General features: G+C 34.3%; 20 protein-coding genes and 3 pseudogenes. 19 read left to right on the top strand and 4 right to left on the bottom strand.

From position 1 onward, the window contains the following. Window positions 1-94 precede the first annotated feature (94 nt). From BLV40_RS11010 to BLV40_RS29275, 7 genes and pseudogenes are all read left to right on the top strand, one after another. Window positions 95-1,795: a molecular chaperone HscC gene (locus tag BLV40_RS11010; protein ID WP_026591065.1), complete on the top strand. Its 1,701-nt coding sequence runs from the start codon at window positions 95-97 to the stop codon at window positions 1,793-1,795. Then, the gene (locus BLV40_RS11005; RefSeq protein ID WP_090689791.1) at window positions 1,795-3,075 is read left to right on the top strand and encodes a J domain-containing protein; all 1,281 of its coding nucleotides are present in this window, start codon (window positions 1,795-1,797) and stop codon (window positions 3,073-3,075) included. Before BLV40_RS11010 ends, BLV40_RS11005 begins: the two co-directional genes overlap by 1 nt. Window positions 3,076-3,087: 12 nt before the next feature. Then, entirely contained in the window at window positions 3,088-3,759 is a 672-nt protein-coding gene (locus tag BLV40_RS11000; RefSeq protein WP_026591063.1) for a DUF1266 domain-containing protein, read from the top strand. A gap of 238 nt (window positions 3,760-3,997) precedes the next feature. Further along, the gene (locus BLV40_RS10995) at window positions 3,998-4,783 is read left to right on the top strand and encodes a class I SAM-dependent methyltransferase (RefSeq protein ID WP_090689790.1); all 786 of its coding nucleotides are present in this window, start codon (window positions 3,998-4,000) and stop codon (window positions 4,781-4,783) included. 69 nt (window positions 4,784-4,852) lie between these two features. Next, window positions 4,853-5,053, top strand: a complete 201-nt coding sequence (locus BLV40_RS10990; protein WP_026591061.1) for a YvzF family protein — start codon at window positions 4,853-4,855, stop codon at window positions 5,051-5,053. A gap of 112 nt (window positions 5,054-5,165) precedes the next feature. After that, window positions 5,166-5,354 carry a hypothetical protein gene (locus tag BLV40_RS10985; protein WP_231503912.1) on the top strand — a complete coding sequence of 63 codons (189 nt, stop codon included), beginning with the start codon at window positions 5,166-5,168 and terminating at the stop codon, window positions 5,352-5,354. 147 nt (window positions 5,355-5,501) lie between these two features. Beyond that, window positions 5,502-5,749 (top strand): annotated as a pseudogene (locus tag BLV40_RS29275) (nucleoside hydrolase); the annotation flags it as partial. A 41-nt stretch (window positions 5,750-5,790) separates the two neighbouring features. On the opposite strand, the pseudogene BLV40_RS10975 reads toward BLV40_RS29275, so the two are convergent. Then, a pseudogene (locus BLV40_RS10975) lies at window positions 5,791-6,278 on the bottom strand (DinB family protein). A 320-nt stretch (window positions 6,279-6,598) separates the two neighbouring features. Between BLV40_RS10975 and BLV40_RS10970 the strand changes: the two are divergent. Then, on the top strand, window positions 6,599-6,847 hold the full coding sequence (locus BLV40_RS10970) for a GlsB/YeaQ/YmgE family stress response membrane protein (RefSeq protein WP_090689787.1): 249 nt from the start codon (window positions 6,599-6,601) through the stop codon (window positions 6,845-6,847). A 94-nt stretch (window positions 6,848-6,941) separates the two neighbouring features. Then, window positions 6,942-7,337 carry a hypothetical protein gene (locus BLV40_RS10965; protein WP_026591058.1) on the top strand — a complete coding sequence of 132 codons (396 nt, stop codon included), beginning with the start codon at window positions 6,942-6,944 and terminating at the stop codon, window positions 7,335-7,337. 247 nt (window positions 7,338-7,584) lie between these two features. Here BLV40_RS10965 and BLV40_RS10960 read toward each other — a convergent pair whose 3' ends face one another. After that, on the bottom strand, window positions 7,585-8,790 hold the full coding sequence (locus tag BLV40_RS10960) for an MDR family MFS transporter (RefSeq protein ID WP_090689783.1): 1,206 nt from the start codon (window positions 8,788-8,790) through the stop codon (window positions 7,585-7,587). Window positions 8,791-8,838: 48 nt separating this feature from the next. Between BLV40_RS10960 and BLV40_RS10955 the strand changes: the two genes are divergently transcribed. The 5 genes from BLV40_RS10955 (at window position 8,839) to BLV40_RS10935 (ending at window position 14,445) form a co-directional block, all read left to right on the top strand. Next, window positions 8,839-10,629 (top strand): ABC transporter substrate-binding protein, encoded by a 1,791-nt coding sequence (locus BLV40_RS10955; RefSeq protein WP_090689781.1) that lies wholly within the window; start codon window positions 8,839-8,841, stop codon window positions 10,627-10,629. 160 nt (window positions 10,630-10,789) lie between these two features. Next, window positions 10,790-11,413: a YhbD family protein gene (locus tag BLV40_RS10950; protein ID WP_026591055.1), complete on the top strand. Its 624-nt coding sequence runs from the start codon at window positions 10,790-10,792 to the stop codon at window positions 11,411-11,413. A 13-nt stretch (window positions 11,414-11,426) separates the two neighbouring features. Continuing rightward, on the top strand, window positions 11,427-12,137 hold the full coding sequence (locus BLV40_RS10945; protein WP_026591054.1) for a polymer-forming cytoskeletal protein: 711 nt from the start codon (window positions 11,427-11,429) through the stop codon (window positions 12,135-12,137). Window positions 12,138-12,162: 25 nt separating this feature from the next. Continuing rightward, window positions 12,163-12,870, top strand: coding sequence for a polymer-forming cytoskeletal protein (locus BLV40_RS10940; protein WP_090689779.1), 708 nt, complete (start codon window positions 12,163-12,165; stop codon window positions 12,868-12,870). A 24-nt stretch (window positions 12,871-12,894) separates the two neighbouring features. Continuing rightward, window positions 12,895-14,445, top strand: a complete 1,551-nt coding sequence (locus BLV40_RS10935) for an MDR family MFS transporter (RefSeq protein WP_090689776.1) — start codon at window positions 12,895-12,897, stop codon at window positions 14,443-14,445. Between the two features lie 57 nt (window positions 14,446-14,502). On the opposite strand, the gene BLV40_RS10930 is transcribed toward BLV40_RS10935, so the two are convergent. Further along, window positions 14,503-14,823 carry a hypothetical protein gene (locus BLV40_RS10930; RefSeq protein WP_026591051.1) on the bottom strand — a complete coding sequence of 107 codons (321 nt, stop codon included), beginning with the start codon at window positions 14,821-14,823 and terminating at the stop codon, window positions 14,503-14,505. A gap of 206 nt (window positions 14,824-15,029) precedes the next feature. On the opposite strand from BLV40_RS10930, the gene BLV40_RS10925 reads away from it, so the two are divergent. Further along, window positions 15,030-15,233 carry a hypothetical protein gene (locus BLV40_RS10925; RefSeq protein WP_090689773.1) on the top strand — a complete coding sequence of 68 codons (204 nt, stop codon included), beginning with the start codon at window positions 15,030-15,032 and terminating at the stop codon, window positions 15,231-15,233. 27 nt (window positions 15,234-15,260) lie between these two features. After that, window positions 15,261-15,497 (top strand): hypothetical protein, encoded by a 237-nt coding sequence (locus BLV40_RS10920; RefSeq protein ID WP_244525381.1) that lies wholly within the window; start codon window positions 15,261-15,263, stop codon window positions 15,495-15,497. A gap of 123 nt (window positions 15,498-15,620) precedes the next feature. Here the strand turns inward: BLV40_RS10920 and BLV40_RS10915 are convergent, their stop codons facing one another. Continuing rightward, window positions 15,621-16,052 (bottom strand): GNAT family N-acetyltransferase, encoded by a 432-nt coding sequence (locus tag BLV40_RS10915; RefSeq protein ID WP_090689771.1) that lies wholly within the window; start codon window positions 16,050-16,052, stop codon window positions 15,621-15,623. Between the two features lie 239 nt (window positions 16,053-16,291). On the opposite strand from BLV40_RS10915, the gene BLV40_RS10910 reads away from it, so the two are divergent. The 3 genes and pseudogenes from BLV40_RS10910 to BLV40_RS10895 all read left to right on the top strand — a co-directional run bounded on the left by BLV40_RS10910 (window position 16,292) and on the right by BLV40_RS10895 (window position 19,655). Continuing rightward, complete coding sequence (locus tag BLV40_RS10910) at window positions 16,292-17,152, top strand: DegV family protein (protein WP_090689768.1); 861 nt, start codon at window positions 16,292-16,294, stop codon at window positions 17,150-17,152. 759 nt (window positions 17,153-17,911) lie between these two features. Then, window positions 17,912-18,013: pseudogene (locus BLV40_RS27980) on the top strand (XRE family transcriptional regulator); the annotation flags it as partial. Window positions 18,014-18,224: 211 nt separating this feature from the next. After that, complete coding sequence (locus BLV40_RS10895; protein ID WP_090689763.1) at window positions 18,225-19,655, top strand: zinc dependent phospholipase C family protein; 1,431 nt, start codon at window positions 18,225-18,227, stop codon at window positions 19,653-19,655. Window positions 19,656-19,758: the final 103 nt, after the last annotated feature.

Genomic DNA, 19,758 nt, shown 5'->3' with positions numbered 1-19,758 from the left:
TAATGTTTTATCCCTTTGGAATTCCTTGTTTTTACATACTTTTCCTAATTCTAATGATATAGTAAAATATAGTTAAAAAAGAGAGGGGATTAGTATGGCAACAATTGGAATTGATTTAGGAACAACGAATAGTTTAGTAGCCTCTTGGTCGGAGGATGGTGCGACCCTTATTCCGAATGTTCTTGGCGAATTTCTTACACCATCGGTAGTCAGTGTTGATGAGAGTGGTGAAATTTTAGTAGGGCGTATTGCAAAAGAACGATTAATTACTCATCCACAACTGACAGCATCAACTTTTAAACGTTTCATAGGAACAGAGAAAAAATATGAACTAGGTACATATACTTTTTCTTCTGAAGAACTCTCATCTTTTGTTATTAAATCCTTGAAACAAGATGCAGAGGATTATTTAAATGAAGTTGTTACGGGTGCTGTGATTAGTGTACCTGCATATTTTAATGATGCACAGCGTAAAGCTACAAAGCGAGCTGCAGAAATTGCCGGATTAAAGGTTGAGCGCCTCATTAGTGAACCAACAGCAGCTGCAATTGCATATGGATTATATCAAGAAGAGTCAGAAACAAAATTTCTTGTATTTGATTTGGGTGGGGGTACTTTCGATGTCTCCATTTTGGAATTGTTTGAAGGAATAATGGATGTGAAATCAATCGCTGGTGATAATTATCTTGGAGGCGAAGATTTCACAAGAAGTTTAATGAATTTTTTTCTTGAGTCACATCAACTTGATTCCGATTCTCTTGATTCTAAAACGTTATCATTAATTTATACACAGGCAGAACGTTGTAAGCTTACTTTATGTGATGAACATGCTGCAAATATGAAGGTTATGATAAATAATAAGACATACGAAACTCGTATTAACAGAGGCGAATTTGAAAAAATCGTAACACCACTTCTTTTACGACTTCGTTATCCTATAGAACGTGCACTGCGTGATGCCTCACTGGACCCGAAGGATTTAGATGCTGTTATTTTAATTGGTGGGGCGACGAGAATGCCGCTTATCAAATCTGTTATTTCTAAAATGTTTGGACGTATGCCGTATGCGAATATAAATCCCGATGAAACGGTTGCCTTAGGTGCTGCAATTCAAGTTGCTCTAAAAGAACGAAATAAGGCGTTAGAAGAAGTTATCTTAACCGATGTTTGTCCATATTCCTTAGGAACAAGTGTTGTTCAAGAATTAGGTGATGGAAAGAAAGAGTCTGGGTATTTCCTCCCAATAATTGAGCGGAATACACCGATTCCTGTAAGTAGAGTGGAAAGACTTTATACTATTATGGATAAGCAACAATATATACTTGTAGATGTGTATCAGGGAGAAAACCGTATGGTAGTAAACAATTTAAAACTTGGGGAACTCAAAATTAAAGTACCCCCAGCTCCTGCAGGGAAAGAGTCTATTGATGTCCGATATACATACGATATTAACGGTATTCTTGAAGTTGAGGTAATAAGTACAACAACTGGAGAGAAGAAAAGAGTCGTTATTCAACAAAATGCTGGAAATCTTACAGATGAAGAAATTGAGTCTAGACTTTTAGAATTGAGAGACATTAAAATTCATCCACGAGATCGAGAAGAAAATCGATTGCTTCTAGCAAAAGGTGAACGACTTTATGAAGAATTTCTTGGTGATGAACGGAAAAAAATTGCTATATTGCTACAACAATTTGAAAGTGTACTTATGACACAAAATGATAAAAAGATTAAAGAAGCTGCTAGTATTTTAAAAGAACATATCGAGAGTATAGAAAGGTGGATCAATCGTTAATGAGTATTTGGAGTACGTTAGAGATTGAATCTACCGATGATATTTCAGCTATAAAAAAAGCTTATGCAAAACGTTTAAAAATACATCATCCAGAAGATGATCCAGAAGGGTATCAACGGTTGAGAGAGGCATACGATCAAGCGATTAAAAGTGCGAAGCAAATGAAAGACAAGCCGCTCGTTCAACTAGAAGAAATGGATGAGCATGATAGAGAGCCTATAATCTCTCCATGGATTGACAGCAACGCCGAAATCGCTACTACCGTTATTGCAGAGCACCCAGTTTATTCATTTATGGAAAGGATTGAGGCACTTTATGATGATTTCTTTGCACGAATGGAATCGGAAAACTGGGAAGAATTATTGCGTTCTGATGTGATATGGGATGTTCAATACGCAGCAGCACTTCAAGATCAATTAATAGAATTCCTCTTATATCATTATTATTTTCCACATTCAATTTGGGTGTTGCTCGACAATGTTTTCCGTTTTAGTGAGCAAAAAGAGGATTTGGAAAGTGAATATGGTGAAGAAAATGTGCAGTTTTTATTAGAGAGAATTAGCGGATTAAAGGGGATGCGTTATGACGTTTTCGAGAAGGACAATCATTTCGATTTCGAAACGTATTTTTATTTACGAGAAGAAGTACAAAGGCAACTTATAGCGGATGAACTAGAAGCCGTAGATGAAGTGTTAACTCGTGCATATTCAATGTATCAAAAGGATCCAGAGTTGTTACGTATGCAAGGTATTTATTATTTACGTACAGAAAATCAGGAACGTGCACTGCAATCATTTAGCGACGTATTGTTAATTGATGCGGATGATCCAGATGCTTTATTGTATCGCGCTCGTATAAATTATAACCGTAGCCAATTTGACACTGCCATTAAGGATTGTGAACATCTGCTTTCGATTCAACCGGAGCATATGGATGCTATGTTGATGATGACGAAATGTTTAGCTAAGATAGGGGAGTTAGAAAAAGCCGAAGATAAGGCGAAAGAGGCGCGAGAAATCGATTTGAACCGCGTGGAATTTGCTTCATATATCAATGAATTATTTGTTAGAAATGGAAGAAAAGAAGAGAAGCAGAAGTTAACAAAGAAACATATAATGAGTTATATTTTGTATTATACTTTCATGTTTTTAAGACGTACTTGGATTTATGTTGTATTATTCATTATTACAATGGTAACCCGGTTGCCGCTTCAATATTTCTTTCTCCTTCCAATTATTTGGGAATTATGGAAATTTTGCAGACTGAAAATTAAAGCATAAGGAGGAGACAGGGTGCTAGTTCTAGGGAAAAGAAAGCAGATTGACCAATATTTTCGCTGCTTGTCCACAGTATGTTTGGATACTCATTTTCTTATGAATTATTATACTGAATATGAATTTACTTTCATAAGAGACCGTATACTTGGTAAAAAGCATTTAAAAAAAGCGCTGAGAAAATGTGGTTGTCAAGAACCAGCAGCGCTAAAAGAGAGAATTGAGTGGTTTTTAGAAGAGGGGTCGCGTTACGAATTTAATTCTATGCGCAATCAATTAAGCCCTCTTTCAGAAGCGAGGAGGAAACAGTTACCTAAAGATCAACCCGACTATGAAAAACTTTATGTCGCTAATCATGGGTTACATATGTTACCGGATTCGGGGATTGCTGCATTTGATTATGCATGGTGTATTTGTTTGAGCCGGATTGGTAGGAGATTAGGTTATTTATCCAAAAAGGAAGCGAATCATTACATGGTGCAAGCAGCAAAACTTGCCCAAAACTCCTATTCGGATTGGAACGAGTATTTTCTTGCTTTTCATATCGGTAGTCATTTTAATAAATTGGACACAGAATTTATAAATCAGGACAAGTACAATCTTAATTATACGCTTAGAATGTTTAGAAGTAAGGACTCATACGTGAATACAATTGCATGGGAAAACGAACTGCTTACAGATTTGAATTAAGAATATTTTTAAAGTAAAAATTCTGAGAATCGTTATTTCTCAGGATTTTTTTATTATTCAAACGGTGTTTCGTTGCGTAAAGAGTGTATGCTTAGCGTGATAAAAATATAGAGGGAATTTTGGCGAAGTTAAAAAGAGAAGGTACAAATAAACTTCTATACTACGATGAAAAGAGGATATTTATATATTCTTGCTGAAAAAGAATATGTAAATATATGTTGAAAGAAGTTGATCCAGAATGAATAATGAAGAACTTATAAAGACTCAATTTGGTAGTAACGCTGAAAAGTATGTCAAAAGTCAAATTCATGCAGAAGGGTCAGATTTGCAATACTTAATGCAGCAAGTTCAAGATCATAAAAATGCTCGTCTTCTTGATATTGCTACAGGAGGTGGACATGTAGCGAATACATTAGCACCATTATTCAAAAGTGTAGTTGCTCTTGATTTAACGGAACAAATGTTGGAAAAAGCAAAAGAATTTATTCATTCTAATGGACATGATAACGTTTCATTTGTAGCTGGAAATGCTGAGAATTTACCATTCTCTAATGCGTCATTTGATACAGTAGTATGTCGTATTGCAGCACATCATTTCCAAAATCCATCTCAGTTCATTCAGGAAGTACATCGAGTATTAGAAGAAATGGGTTTTTTCGTTTTAATTGATAATGTTTCTCCAGAAAATCCAGAGTATGATACATTTTATAATTTTATTGAGAAGAAACGTGATCCGAGTCACGAGCGGGCTTTGACAAAAACAGAATGGATTTCATTATTAGAAAAAAACGGTTTGCAAATGCGATCATGTATTACATTTGAGAAACAATTTAATTTTGATTGGTGGTGCAACATGATGGATGTGCCACAGCAAACGCGCTCAAAGTTAACAGATTGTATGATGAAAACTTCAAATGAAATAAAGGAGTTTTTCAAAATTTGTTTTGAAAATAATAAAGTAGAATCGTTTTATACTGAGATGGCGCTCTTTGTATGTCAAAAAAGCCCAACTTTAAAAAGATAATTATCTTGCAGCCTTTTCCAGATACGTTATACTTAATATGGAGAAAAACAAGATTGAGGAGTAGTAAAAATGATTCGTGTACGTATTGAGGGAACTGAAAAAGAAATTGTCGAATTTTTGGAGAGCATGCCTGAAATTCCTGGATTTGAGAAGACACATGTTAGGGAGCCAAGAAAAGGAAATAATCCCAAATATGATGCAAGTAAGAATGTATTAGCATATTTGTCTTATAAAAAGAGGGAAACTGCTGTTAATAATAAAGTCCTTTAACATTGAACTCCCCCTACCTACCGTTACGCGCTTGAGGTAGAGGTCTTCTCGCTAAATATGATAAACTTGTTTCATTTCCACATGGTTAAGTGGCACTTGGTTCAAGTTAGATATGATGGGTGGTACAATTAAAACAATCGGTTACGCATTGCCATTTGCTCATGCGGTTGATGCTACACGATTTGCTTTATCTGGTGAATACCGTGATCTGGTTGTACCTTTATTATGGGTAGTTGGCAATACGATTATTATCTTTGTAATTGCTGTTTTAGGTTTTAAGAGGAAAATGAAAGCTAACTAAGTTGTATTCATATTTAAAAAATGAACGTTAGTTGAATATAAGGAAAACAATTGTATTATCTCTTTATAGCTGCCAGCAAATAGGTGGCTTTTTTATTTTTTATTGTTTCACCGCCTTGTCTTTTTCACATACTAATAATAGTAGAATATGATAAGGAGGGGGAAGAGAGTTAATAAAAAACAATCTTTTTTTGGAGATTTTGGTATCAATGATGCGGCTGCTTTAAATTGTGCTGATAAAACATGTAATATTGATATCCTTGAGATTGTAACTGAAATGTTTATGTTACGAAGGTAAAAAATAATGAAAGGAGCGAGCCGACCAATGATGGCGGAAGATCCTTTGTTTTTCCGGAAATCCATGGAAATCACGGCCTAGGATCAATTATTCCGCCGAATAGAGAATTATTCTCTTCAATGTGTAAATATCAAGAACCTTAGTCCCAAATATCTGGTCGATCTATCTGCATCGTTCTCATATAATCTAATATTTGTCCTGTATGAACACTTTCATGATACGCATTCGTAGTAGCATATCACCTAAAGAGCGAATATATCCCGTGTATCCAAGTTCAGTTAGGTTTGAACGATTTATTTTTATATTTTCTAATTCTTCATTTGATAAAGATTTTATAAAATCAATAAACAGTTCATGGTATGGTTGTGCAAAATGGAGTTCGTCCGAAACAGATGTAAATGCTCTTGTCTCATAAGGTGACGTTACATTTTGTGCATCACCTTGATTTTTTAATATTTGCAGATAAATGTATTCAGCTTCTAAAACATGTCTTATCATCTCTTTACAACTTAATGCCTCAGCATCTGGTCTCCAATCTAATGTATCCTCAGGAATAGTTGTCCAAACTTTTATGCTTCGTCTTCTCACTTCTGATGGGTTTAATAATAGTAAATCGACTTTGTTCAATTTATGCTCCCCTTTTCATATGTTCATTTTACTGAATCTTAAGAAAAAATCAAAACATGCGTTCTGTTTATGGAGCCTTTGGGGGGATTATACATGCACCCATTAAACCCAATCTTGAATAATTAGATCAAAGAATAAAGATATAGATTATGTCTCCCGTAAAATCCTTGTTGACGATGGCAGTGTTACTTTAAATCGTTTGGGTTAATCGTATTTCTACAACACACAAGTTAAAAGTATAACTTAATAAAAAAAGTAACATAACTAATGGTAAGCGATGATTTAGGATTATTTTTTTATGATATGAAGGAGGAAATAATATGGCATTCATATGGTCATTAATTGTTGGTGGTATTTTAGGGTGGCTAGCAGGTTTAATCGTTGGTAAAGATGTACCTGGTGGTGTAATTGGAAATATTATTGCTGGGATTATTGGTTCTTGGCTTGGAACATTATTATTGGGTACGTTTGGACCGGTTATCGGAGGTTATGCAATTATTCCAGCATTAATTGGTGCAATCATTTTAATATTTATTGTTAGCTTATTACTGCGTGCATTGCGAAAGTGAATTAAGTGGATTGCTGTCAATTGTCAGCAATCCATTTTTGTATTATTTGTCCTAATCTGTTATGCTACTGTTATACAATCAGGAGGTGTCAGCATTGAAATCATTTACAGTAAACTTTCATCAAGAAGACAATGCAAAAGCAACAACAGTACATAAATTAAGTGAAGAGGACTTCAATAAAGTAACAGAAAACGGTACTCGCCATCTATTTGATTTAGATACAAATGTAGGATTCTTTGTATTCTTTGATGCGGAAGATGCAGAAGGAAACGAGCAATACTTAATGTTACAATATGAAGGAGATCACGAAGAACCAAGTGCTTGCTATGGATTTGATTTGAAATTATTCTATCAATTTTTAGCATTATACTTAAATGATCTTGAGTTCCAAGGGGAAACAGATGAAGAAGAGGAAGAGTATGGTCCGATTCATCATTTGGCTCATTTACTGTACCATATTGTTGAAGATGGTAAAAATATTGAGGTATAAATACATATTTAGGGCTGCTCTTTAATGGGCAGCTTTTTTTAATGGTTTATTTTTTCAAAACAGTACTTATATCTAATTTTTTCTCATAAGCGCCTGTAATATTACGATCGGTATAAACGAATAACCGGCGGGGATACAACAAATTGCATTAAAAGTAATTATCCAAGGATCGTATCTCTGTATTTTCTCTAGAAGATAACATGAATAATGGTGCTGGTTAGTAAAGAGAAGAAAAAAAGCTGTTCTTTTACAAAGACAGCTCTTTTGATTTGTTGCGCTCTACAGAAGAAACAAAATAGGTTTGGATGATTCCACCGATTATTAATAAGCAGGCACAAATATAAAATAGGGTACTGCCGTTTACATGGCCTAATACCATTGCTCCAATAACGGGACCGCATGTTCGAGAAATGTCCCAGTGTATGCCGTAAATGGAAAAATATAATCCGCGCATGTGACTTGGTGCGATTCCTGAAACAAAGCGGAGTAAGTGATTTAAAGCAATGCTTTCACCAATTGTAAGGAAAAGCAATGTAAAGAAGAGTGACCATAATGTTGTAGAATAACCATAACCGATGGCTGCCAATGTATAAAAAACATATGAAATCATGATGATTTTTGGCATTGAAAATCGTTCAGACCATTTGACAAGACCAACTTGTAGTATGATTTCCATAATTGCTCTACAAGTTGAAATGAATGCGAGAACGAATAAGAAATTTGGAAAGATATTCTCTGCAAATACACGATAATTTGTTTCAGTTTGAGCATAGAAAAAGCTAATCGGAAGAGTAGATATCATAAGTCCGAATACGGCATAATGCTTAAAAATAAATTCTTTCTTTGTTGTGACTTGTGTTGATTTTTGAGCTGTTTGAATGATTGGCGCTGTTTCGGGAAGCTGCGTCCATACGAGAATGGCATATAGCAGGAGAGCCATAGCTTGAATTATAAATAAGTATTCAGGATGACTGTTATAAATAAAGGCACTAATGAACGGACCAATTACAGCTCCGACTGCTCCCACTGATTGAAGAACAGCAAATATTTCCGCTTGTTGTTCTGGCGCAGTTAAATCTGCAATTTGAGCACGCTGAGCAGGAATGTATAGGGAGCGGCCAACACCATTCATTACATATAACAAAGCAAAGAACGGGACTGATGCAGCGAAAACAAATCCACCGATTGCAATTGCCTGTATGAATAATCCAAGTAACATAATTTTCTTTCTACCGTACTTATCTGTTACGCCTCCAGCAATGATTGTGAATATGATATCAGAAAGTGGTTGCAAGCCAAAGAGAAGCATCGTCAGGACGACATTTCCTTCTAAAGCTTTATTGACATGTACAATAAAAATTATCGCTAACATCGCCTCAGTTGTTCTTGTTAACAATTCACCTAGTAGTCGAATCCAAATCGGTTTACTATAACGTTTTATAAGAGTTTTCATTCTTTATTTCCTCCTTTCTATATGGAAATCTTAAGATAGAAGCAAGGAATGAAAAAGGGTAGAATGAAAGAGTGGGATTTTTCACCTTTTAGGGGGATGAATATGGTTATTTTAGATCAGTACGTTCAGCTTTGGATCCGGTATGGAAAAGGGAGACCAGAGGGAGAAAAAATAGAAATAACATTACAAAATATATCTGAAACATTGTTTTGTACTGATAGAAACAGTAAATTTATTATAAAAAAATTAGAAGAGCTAGGATGGGTTTGTTGGTCTCCAGGACGCGGGAGAGGGAATCGATCAAAGGTATCGTTTCAAAAAGATCCCGCTGTATTAATTTTAGAAAAGGGGAAAGAAATAACGAAACAGGGGGATGTAAAAGGCGGAAAAGAATTTGTTGAACAATATATGGAGTATTTTCCAATGCTGCAAAAACAATTCCAAACTTGGATAAATTCAATATTTGGTTATCAAATTGAAATGACGACTCAAGGTAGACAAGATGTACTTCGTTTACAAGTTGAAATGCGTCCGAAGATTCTATTGGATCCTGTATATGCTACAATGCGTTCAGAATGTCATATGGTGAAACATGTTTACGACACGCTTGTATATGTGAACGAAAGTACCAATGTAATAGAGCCGAGACTTGCGTTTCATTGGGAGTATAATGACGACCAAAAAGTGTGGACTTTTTATTTGCGTAAAGGTGTGCAATTTCATAATGGTAAACGTTTCACAGCTCATGATGTTGTCTACTCATTCGATAGATTTATGAATAGGGAGGATAATCCGTATTTGTGGATGTTGCAGCATGTTGAAAGAATCCATATTGTAAATGAACATATTGTGGAGATATACTTGCATACAGAAAATAAGTTGCTATTACATATTCTAGGTGCAGAACAGTGTTCTATTGTAACGGAAGATGAAGAAGGGAATGTAAGTGGAACAGGGCCATTTAAATTACGAGAAAATAACGATTCTATCTTTGTATTAGAAGTACATAATTCATACTTTCGTGAACGACCATTTCTTGATCGAATTGAACTTTGGAATGTGCCGAAAAGTACGGATGAATATGACGTTTCGATGAAAGCTGAGCATAAAGAGATAGAGAACCCTCATAAAGAACTTTCTAAAATGGAATCTAACGTAACGTATGTTACGTTAAATACTAAAAAACAAGGACCTTTGCAAAATAGTATATTTAGGCAAGCATTATATGGAATAATTCATAGTAATAAAATAATAGATGAGTTAGAGGGAGAACGCGGTGAGGGAGCAGATGAATTATTACTAGCAAATCGTGCAACTTGGAGCATAAATGAGGGTGTGAACACTCTTCTACAAAAGAGCGAATATAGTGGCGAAGTATTATACTTATATACGTTTAAAGAACAAGATCATGTGGAAGATTCTAAGTGGATTCAAAAAGAATGTGCAAAGTACGGAATTACAATTGAAATACATTTTCTCGATGCACTGGAATTATTACGAGCGGAAACAATGGAACAAGCGGATTTGATTCATGATAGCGCCACAATTAGTGAGAAAATAGAGCTAAGTTTTTTACAAATGTTTCTTGCAAAAAATAGTTTTATAAATCAACATAGCTCTCTAGACTTTAATAAACAATTACATGCGTACTTTAATGAACCGAATGCAGAAAAGCGAATGACATTGTTACGCGATGTGGAGGACACATTGTTACGTAACATTCATATTATTCCTTTATATCGTAATAAACAGCACATAAGTACACATGAAAAAGTACAAAATATAAGAATTAATTCTCAAGGATGGATTGATTTTTACCATATATGGTTTAAACCTTGATATAAAGGGACTCTTTCGAAATGAAATGGCATACGAAAGGGTCTTTTTTATGTGGAATAAACGTCTGGTTGTGAACATGATTATGCATATTTATGGAAAACACTCATTTACAATGTAACAGTGTTATGTTACATTGTTATCAGGAAGGAGTGTTATACAGTTGAGTACAGATTTAATTTCAAAAAAAGATTTATTGGAACTGACTGGTATTTCATACGGGCAGCTATATAGGTGGAAACGAAAGAATTTAATACCAGAAGATTGGTTTATCAGGAAATCGACTTTTACAGGGCAAGAAACATTTTTTCCGAAAGAAAAGATATTAGAGCGTATTGATAAAATTCAAACGATGAAAGAAGACCTATCGCTTGATGAATTAGCAAATATGTTTTCACCAAGTGTATCTGAGATTTCTTTCATGAAAGAAGACATCATCCGAAAGGGTATTGCTTCAGAACCGGTTGTACAATTTTTTATAGAACAAATGAATAAACAGGCAGAATTTCAGTTTGTAGATATTCTTTATGTATTTATTTTAGAGGAATTGCTTCAATCCGGAGAAATTAGCTTGGAAGAAGGCAAGATGATACTGCAAGTATTTCACGAACATTATGAAATCATGAAACAAAAGAATAGTGAATTAGTTGTGGCTCGTAAACTCGGTATTTCTACATGCTTCTTAGTATCAAATGTAGATGATTTATTTTTCGAGAAAGGTACGAAGGTAGTTGTACGTTTAACAATTATGCAATATACAGAAACGTTAAAATCAAAACTATTATAGTGGAGGAGAAATAGTGCGTACAGAAAATTTAATTATAAATGGTTACGGTTCTTCTAATGGTGGGGAGTTTCATAAAGTACAATTAAACGGAAAAGGAACTGTGAACGGGAATGTTGAATGTGACAACTTTGAATGTAACGGTTCTGGTAGTGTAAATGGTGATTTAAAAAGCAAGAGCGCAAAAATTAGTGGGTCTGGTAAAGTTGACGGTACAGTAAGCACTGAAAATATGCGAATTGATGGAAAAGCAACGATTACAAAAGATGTAACGGCTAACGATTTGAAAATTGCTGGAAAAGGAGCAATTGGTGGTACTTTGAAAGGTGAAGAGCTTAAAATCCGCGGGCAAGCGACTATTGACGGTAATTGTGAAGTAGATATCTTTTCGTCAGAAGGACAGTTTACAATTGGAGGTCTACTAAGCGCCGATGAAATTGACATCGATATTCACGGTACATGTAGAGCAAAAGAAATAGGTGGTCAAACAATTAAAGTAAGGCATAGAGAAACAGCATTTAGTAGACTTTTTAAAACAGTGTTTGGGTCGCACTTAGAAGCTGAATTGTTAGAAGGTGACAATATAGATATTGATCACGTACAAATCAAAACAGTAAGAGGGAACAATGTTACGGTAGGGCCAAATTGTGAGATTGGACTGATTGAATATACGGGAGTTCTTCATGTGGATAAAAATGCGAAAGTAAAAGAAATTCAGCAAGTTTAATTTTGGGAGGAAGTGAGGAATAGATATGGGAAATCAGCATAGTCTCACTGTGAACGGATCAGGTAGTTCAGCAGGTGGAGCTTATAATAAAGTGAAAATCCGTGGTGAAGGAACGATTTCTAACCATGTTAGTTGTAATGAATTTAAGACGTATGGAACGAGTGATGTTTCTGGTGATATGAAGGCAAAAAATTATGTCGTCTATGGAGAAAGTGAAGTTCAAGGAAATATACAGGCAGAATATGTGAAAGTGTATGGAAATACGCAAGTACAAGGTAATGGCCACGTTGAGAAGATGAAAGTGAGAGGTATGTTTGAAGTCAAAGGCAAATTATCTGGAAATGTTGTAGATATTAAAGGAGCTTTACATGTTAAGGAGGATATTGAAGTAGAAGAGCTATTATTAACAGGTGGACTTGAAAGTGAAGGTCTATTAAATGCTGAAAATATTCATATTACACTCCGTTATGAAGGAAGCAAAATACGAGAAATAGGCGGCAAAAAGATTACGGTACAAAAAAAATCTAGATTTATGCCTTTTACACCCCATACTGGTACCCTTCAAGCAAGCCTTATTGAAGGGGATGATATTTATTTAGAACATACAATAGCTGAAGTAGTAAGGGGAAACAATGTTACCATTGGTCCTGGGTGTGAAATTGGTGTTGTAGAATACCATACTAGTTTTAAACAAAAAGGAAAATCAGTTGTAAAAGATCATAAACAAATATAGGTATTAAGAGGGAGAGTAAGACACATGGTTGCAAAGGATAGTAAACTCGGCTTTGTAGTTGCCGGTTTATTGCTAGGGATTTTAATGGCATCAATGGATAATACCATTGTTGTGACAGCAATGGGAACGATTGTTGGTGATTTAGGCGGATTAGAAAACTTTGTCTGGGTCGTATCCGCCTATATGGTAGCGGAAATGGCAGGGATGCCGATTTTTGGAAAGTTATCAGATATGTATGGGAGAAAGAAATTCTTTATTTTCGGTTTAATTGTTTTTATGATTGGTTCTGCACTTTGTGGTACAGCAGAAAATATTACGCAGTTAGGTATTTATCGTGCGATTCAAGGTATTGGCGGGGGAGCGCTTGTTCCGATTGCATTTACGATTGTATTTGATATCTTTCCGCCCGAAAAACGCGGGAAAATGGGCGGATTATTTGGTGCGGTGTTTGGATTGTCTAGTATTTTCGGTCCGTTACTTGGTGCATATATTACAGACTATATTAGCTGGCACTGGGTGTTTTATATTAACTTGCCGCTAGGGGTTCTATCACTTATTTTTATTATATTCTTTTATAAAGAATCACGCGTTCATCAAAAACAAAAGATCGATTGGTTTGGTGCAATTACACTTGTTGGTGCAGTCGTTTGCTTAATGTTTGCATTAGAACTTGGCGGACAGAAGTATGATTGGGATTCTACTTTTATTTTAAGTTTATTTGCAGCATTCGCTATTTTAATGATTATGTTTATTTTCATCGAAAGAAAAGTGGAAGAACCTATCATATCGTTTGAAATGTTTAAACAGCGTTTATTTGGGATGAGTACAATTATCGCTTTATTTTACGGAGCTGCTTTTATGTCAGCAACTGTCTATATTCCTTTATTCATTCAAGGAGTATATGGCGGGTCCGCAACGAATTCCGGTCTATTACTATTACCAATGATGTTAGGGTCAGTCGTTACAGCACAGTTAGGTGGATTTTTAACATCAAAGCTAAGTTACCGTAATATCATGATTATTTCAGCTGTTATTATGCTTGGTGGATTGTTCTTACTAAGCACATTAACACCAGAAACAAGTCGTGTATGGTTAACGATTTATATGATTATTATCGGTTTTGGCGTAGGTTTCTCATTCTCGGTATTAAGTATGGCTGCAATCCATAATTTCGGTATGAATCAAAGAGGATCGGCAACTTCAACGAGTAACTTTGTTCGTTCACTAGGGATGACACTTGGAATTACTATCTTTGGTATGATTCAAAGAACAGGTTTTCAAGATCAATTAGAAGAAGCATTTAAAGGCATGGACGATGGAATCAATAGTAATGCGCTAGGGGATGCAAGAGCAATCCTTTCAGAAGGCGCAAGATCTCAAATTCCACCGCAAATATTAGATAAAATTATTGATGCACTTTCGAGTTCTATCGTTCAGACATTTATGTGGGCATTAGTTCCAGCAGGTTTAGCATTCTTGTTTATCTTCTTTATGGGGAATGAGCGAATGGTATATAAGAAGGAACAAAAAAATATAAAAGCAGAGACATCAAAAGCAGAGACATCAAAAGCATAGAAAACGAAAAACTCCTTTCTAGATTAGAAAGGAGTTTTTCGTATGTAACGTAACCAATTAGCCTTCAATTATTTCGTATTCTTCGTCTGCTAATAATAAAATTTGTGTTTTTTTGCCTTTGTTTTGTACTTCAATTACATCGTATGTGCCTAGGTCTCTTAATTTATTTTGAGACACATTTACCATTACTTCAATAGAATCGATTAAAATATCTTCTTCGATATATGATTCAGGCAATGCCATATCCTCTGTATCTAATACACATGTGTATAGCATTTGTAAATGTTCTGCAGTTGGGTTTTCTTCTTGAACATCAATAATGTCTTTTACTGTTTCCATGTGTTCTTCTTTTGCTTGGTATACTTTAATTTTAGCCATTATTTCATTCTCCTTTATAACATAGTCGTAGAGGCTACAATCTATTATAACGTTTTTTGATGAAAACATGAAATTGTTTCCTTATTTTTAGATGGGATTTTATACTATCATTGTGTATTATTTTATAAGGAATAAAGAATTTATTTTTCAGTTCATAACAAGAACCATGTGATTCCCACTATTAAGGACGTAAGGAGATAATTAGTATGAATAAGAAAGTGAAAGTTTTAAAAGGTACGATGGTAATGTTAGCGTGTGTGGCAATTTTTGGTACAGTTTTTCCTTATGTTTTAGATCCAAATGAAACGATGGCAGGTAAAGTTTCAATTGCGATTTTTGGTATAGTAGGTACATGTTTACTATTTTCTATCATGTATTTTTTTGTGAAAAAGGCTATTTTAAGAGGGTAGTTGTTACATTTTTAATAAAAAGGGGGAGTGGTTTTTTTGAAAGCTTCATATTCTGATTTTTTAAATTTAATCATCCTGATTGTAGTTATTTTTGTTCTATGGAGGTTAAAAGTGTGGTCTAACAAGAAGTATAATGTTCCTAAAGTATTTCAATGGTTTCCTAAAAAGTGGGGGAAAAGAAAAGTGTCGGAACAATTTTTTCAATCAAAACTGGATGCTGAAGGAAAAGGAATTTGGATTACTTATTATGCGGTTGATTTATAGGTAGTTACCATTCCGTTACAAGTGAAAAAGTATAATACACTTTAACTGCATTCAAACAGAAGTCTCCTGTCTCAAGGCATGTGTTAGGGAGGAGACTTCTGTCAGTCATAACTGATTAAAATTTTATAGTGCAAACAATAAAACATTCTTATCGTATTCTTGTAAACACCACTTATATTTAGCTATGATAATAGGATGAACAGCTTTTTGATCTGTATCAACATTTTTATAACCATATTTTTTATAAAAATCCGCAAGTTCCTCAAAAGGAATACAATAGACATGAGATGCATCTGATTGTTTGGCTTCTTGCACTAAAAAAGAAACGAGATTTCCAGCTAATTTATAACCTCTGTATTTGGGAAGGATGTAAATACCGCCCATCTCTATCGTATTTTGATCAATATATACTAAACGTCCTAACCCTGCATATTCTCCGTTGTACGTTATAATCGCAACTTTATCCTTTTTCAAGTCACTTGGCACAAATCCCGCGTCTTCATATTGATAATTAATCCATTCTAAATCTTCTAATGAAGCAAACTTGATTCCCATAAAAATACACCCCTTGAAAAGTTTTTATATTTCTATTATATAGGTGATAACGTGACTTGTAATAAAATAATAGTTTCGTATCTCCATATAAATCATGTTGAAAAGAAGTTCATTTCTTGCTATCTCATGCATAGAATAGTCTAATAATACTTTTTCTTTCTTCACAAGTGTTTTACGTATATAATTTAAAGGTAATTATTCTTTTTTCGTATACTTATAATAGAATAGAGGTTTAAAAAATGAGCGTCAAAATCATTACGGATAGTGCGGCGGATTTACCAAAAGAATTGCTGCAAACTTACGATATAGATTTGATTCCACTTCGTGTATATGATGAAGCGGAAACTGAGTATTTAGACGGGGTAACGTTAGAATCGACTCAATTGTTACAAAAGATGAGAGAGGGCGAAATGTACAAAACGTCGTTACCATCATTAGAAACATTCCAAGAAAAATTTGTTACATATGCAAAGCTAGGTACACCTTGTATATATGTAGCTTTTTCATCTGAACTTTCTGGTACATATCAATCTTCAGTAGTAATTAAAGAAGAAGTAAAAGAAACATATGCGGATTTAGATTTAGAGATTATTAATACAAAGTGCGCTTCACTTGGTCAAGGGCTTGTTGTATTAGAGGCTGCGAAAATGGCTAAAGAGGGTGCTTCAAAGGAAGAAATTTTGAACCGAATTGCTTTTCTAACAAAACATATGGAGCATATCTTTACTGTAGCTGACCTGCAGTATCTTGTTAGAGGTGGGCGTTTAAGTAAGGTAGCTGGATTTATTGGTGGCCTATTAAACATTAAGCCAATTTTAAACGTTGAAGAAGGAAAGCTTGTACCGCTTGAAAAAATAAGAGGAAGAAAGAAAGTTTTAGGCCGAATGGTTGATATCATGGAAGATCGAGGAAAGAACCTGAAAGATCAAACAATCGGAATCACACATGGTGATGATTTAGAAACTGCCAATGCATTAAAAGCATTAATTACTGAAAAATTTGGCTGTGAAGTATTTATTGTAAATACAATTGGTGCAGCAATCGGTGCGCATACAGGACCAGGCGTTGTAACACTGTTTTTCTTAAATGAAGTAGAGTAAAGGATTGATCTTTTGATCAATCCTTTTTGTTATACAATTAAGAATACTGCTAACATAATTAGACATAACATGTTATCTTGCAAAAAAAGTACCTGAGGTCTATCCTCAAGTACTTTTTTATTATTCATTGATTTGTTTTTTTACGGGTAAAAAGCTGCAAAGGAAAGTAGTGAAGTGAGAACTAGTCCGAAAGAAACTCTCTCAGTCGTATCAATGTTTAAACCGTTATTCCATTGATAAATAAAGGATACTAGTATTAAAAGTGTAGTAAATCCTGCAACATATCTTACTATTTTTCGCGCCTTTTTGTCATGTGTTCTCTAAATCATATTCATCCCTCTTCTTATTTAATAAATATTTTTGATTGTAATAATCGATAAACAATAACTCCTTGTAGCTCATTTAACAACCGTTATTTTGTTTATTAAGATGTCTTGATTTTTCCGAATACGTAATAGACAAATCCATATGTAATAAGTTGGTGTGATGAATCGAATATCACATGTATGATAAGAAATCCATTCATCATATTTGTGTAATAAATAAGTGCAAGCTGCTAGAGATAGGGTAGAAATAACAATTGTTTATATTTGCTTCAAATCTTTTTTCTAGCAAGTTTATCATATTTAAAATATACAATGCCGTTTATGTTAATAATAAGTGGATAGAAATTATACAATTACAACAGTACAATTAAAATAGAATCAGTATTTAAATAGTTATTTCATTATTAGGAATGTTTGAATAAGGGGTGGAAACATGCAAATCGGGGAACGAATACGACAAATTCGTATACATAAAGGATTGACGCAAGGGGAACTTGTATCAGGAATATGTTCTATCGCTTATTTAAGTAGAATACTGAAAACAAACTGGATAGAAATTGTTTTTAATCTTCGTTTTTCTATTTCATTGCATAGAGAACTTTTATCTAGTAATCAAATATGTATAATTGCATAAATAAATTGAAATATATAAGTTATGATTAAACTACATTTTAATGTAGAAGGGTATCTTTGCTTAAAGTGAAACCGTTTACGTTATAGATGAAATTAAGGTTTAGGAGATTCGTATGAAAAAGAAATTATGTACAATGGCTCTTGTCACAGCGATAGCTTCTGGTACAGTGGTAATCCCAGCAGAAGTACAAGCTTGTGGAATAGGAGAAGTAATGAAACAAGAAAACCAAGAACAACAAGAACATAAACGTGTGAAAAGATGGTCTGCAGAGCATCCGCATCATTCAAATGAAAGTACACATTTATGGATTGCACAAAATGCAATTCAAATTATGAGTCGCAATCAAGATAAGACAGTTCAAGAAAATGAATTGCAATTTTTAAATACGCCTGAATATAAGGAGTTATTTGAAAGAGGTCTTTATGATGCTGATTACCTGGATGAATTTAACGATGGAGGTACAGGTACAATTGGCATCGATGGGCTAATTAGGGGAGGATGGAAATCTCATTTCTATGATCCTGATACGGGAAAGAACTATAAAGGGGAAGAAGAACCAACAGCTCTCTCGCAAGGAGATAAATATTTTAAATTAGCAGGTGAATACTTCAAGAAGGATGACCGAAAACAAGCTTTTTATTATTTAGGTGTTGCGACGCATTACTTTACAGATGCGACCCAACCAATGCATGCCGCTAATTTTACAGCTGTCGATATGAGTGCTTTAAAGTTTCATAGTGCTTTTGAAAATTACGTGACGACAATTCAGGATCAGTATAAAGTATCTGATGGTGAGGGCGTATATAATTTAGTGAATTCTAATGATCCAAAACAGTGGATCCATGAAACAGCGAGACTCGCAAAAGTGGAAATCGGAAACATTACCAATGACGAGATTAAATCTCACTATAATAAAGGAGACAATGCTCTTTGGCAGCAAGAAGTTATGCCAGCTGTTCAGAGGAGCTTGCAAACAGCCCAAAGAAATACAGCGGGATTTATCCATTTATGGTTTAAAACATATGTTGGCAAAACTGCTGCTGAAGATATTGAAAATACGATAGTGAGAGATTCTAAGGGAGAAGCAATACAAGAAAATAAAAAATACTTCGTCGTACCGAGTGAGTTTCTAAATAGAGGCTTAACATTTGAAGTATATGCTTCTAATGACTACGCATTATTATCGAATCACGTAGATGATAATAAAGTTCATGGCACACCAGTTCAGTTTGTATTTGATAAAGATAATAACGGAATCCTTCATCGAGGAGAAAGTGTACTGCTGAAAATGACACAATCCAACTATGATAATTATGTGTTCCTAAATTACTCTAACATGACAAATTGGGTACACCTTGCGAAACGAAAAACAAATACTGCACAGTTTAAAGTGTATCCAAATCCGAATAATCCAACTGAATATTTCTTATATACAGATGGCTATCCAATCAATTATCAAGAAAATGGAAAAGAAAAAAGCTGGATTGTTTTAGGGAAAAAAACGGATAAACCAAAAGCATGGAAACTTATACAGGCTGAATAGGATTTTCTATAATATTAAAAGAAAATGTGTATGTAGTTTTGAAATATTTCATGTATTTAGAAAGAGTTGTTTTCGTTCATTAGTTAAAATTAAATTTTAAAGG

Origin of the sequence: Bacillus sp. 166amftsu, assembly GCF_900107445.1 — a bacterium.
GTDB lineage: Bacteria > Bacillota > Bacilli > Bacillales > Bacillaceae_G > Bacillus_A > Bacillus_A arachidis.
This window is presented reverse-complemented; position numbering and strand designations above follow the sequence as displayed.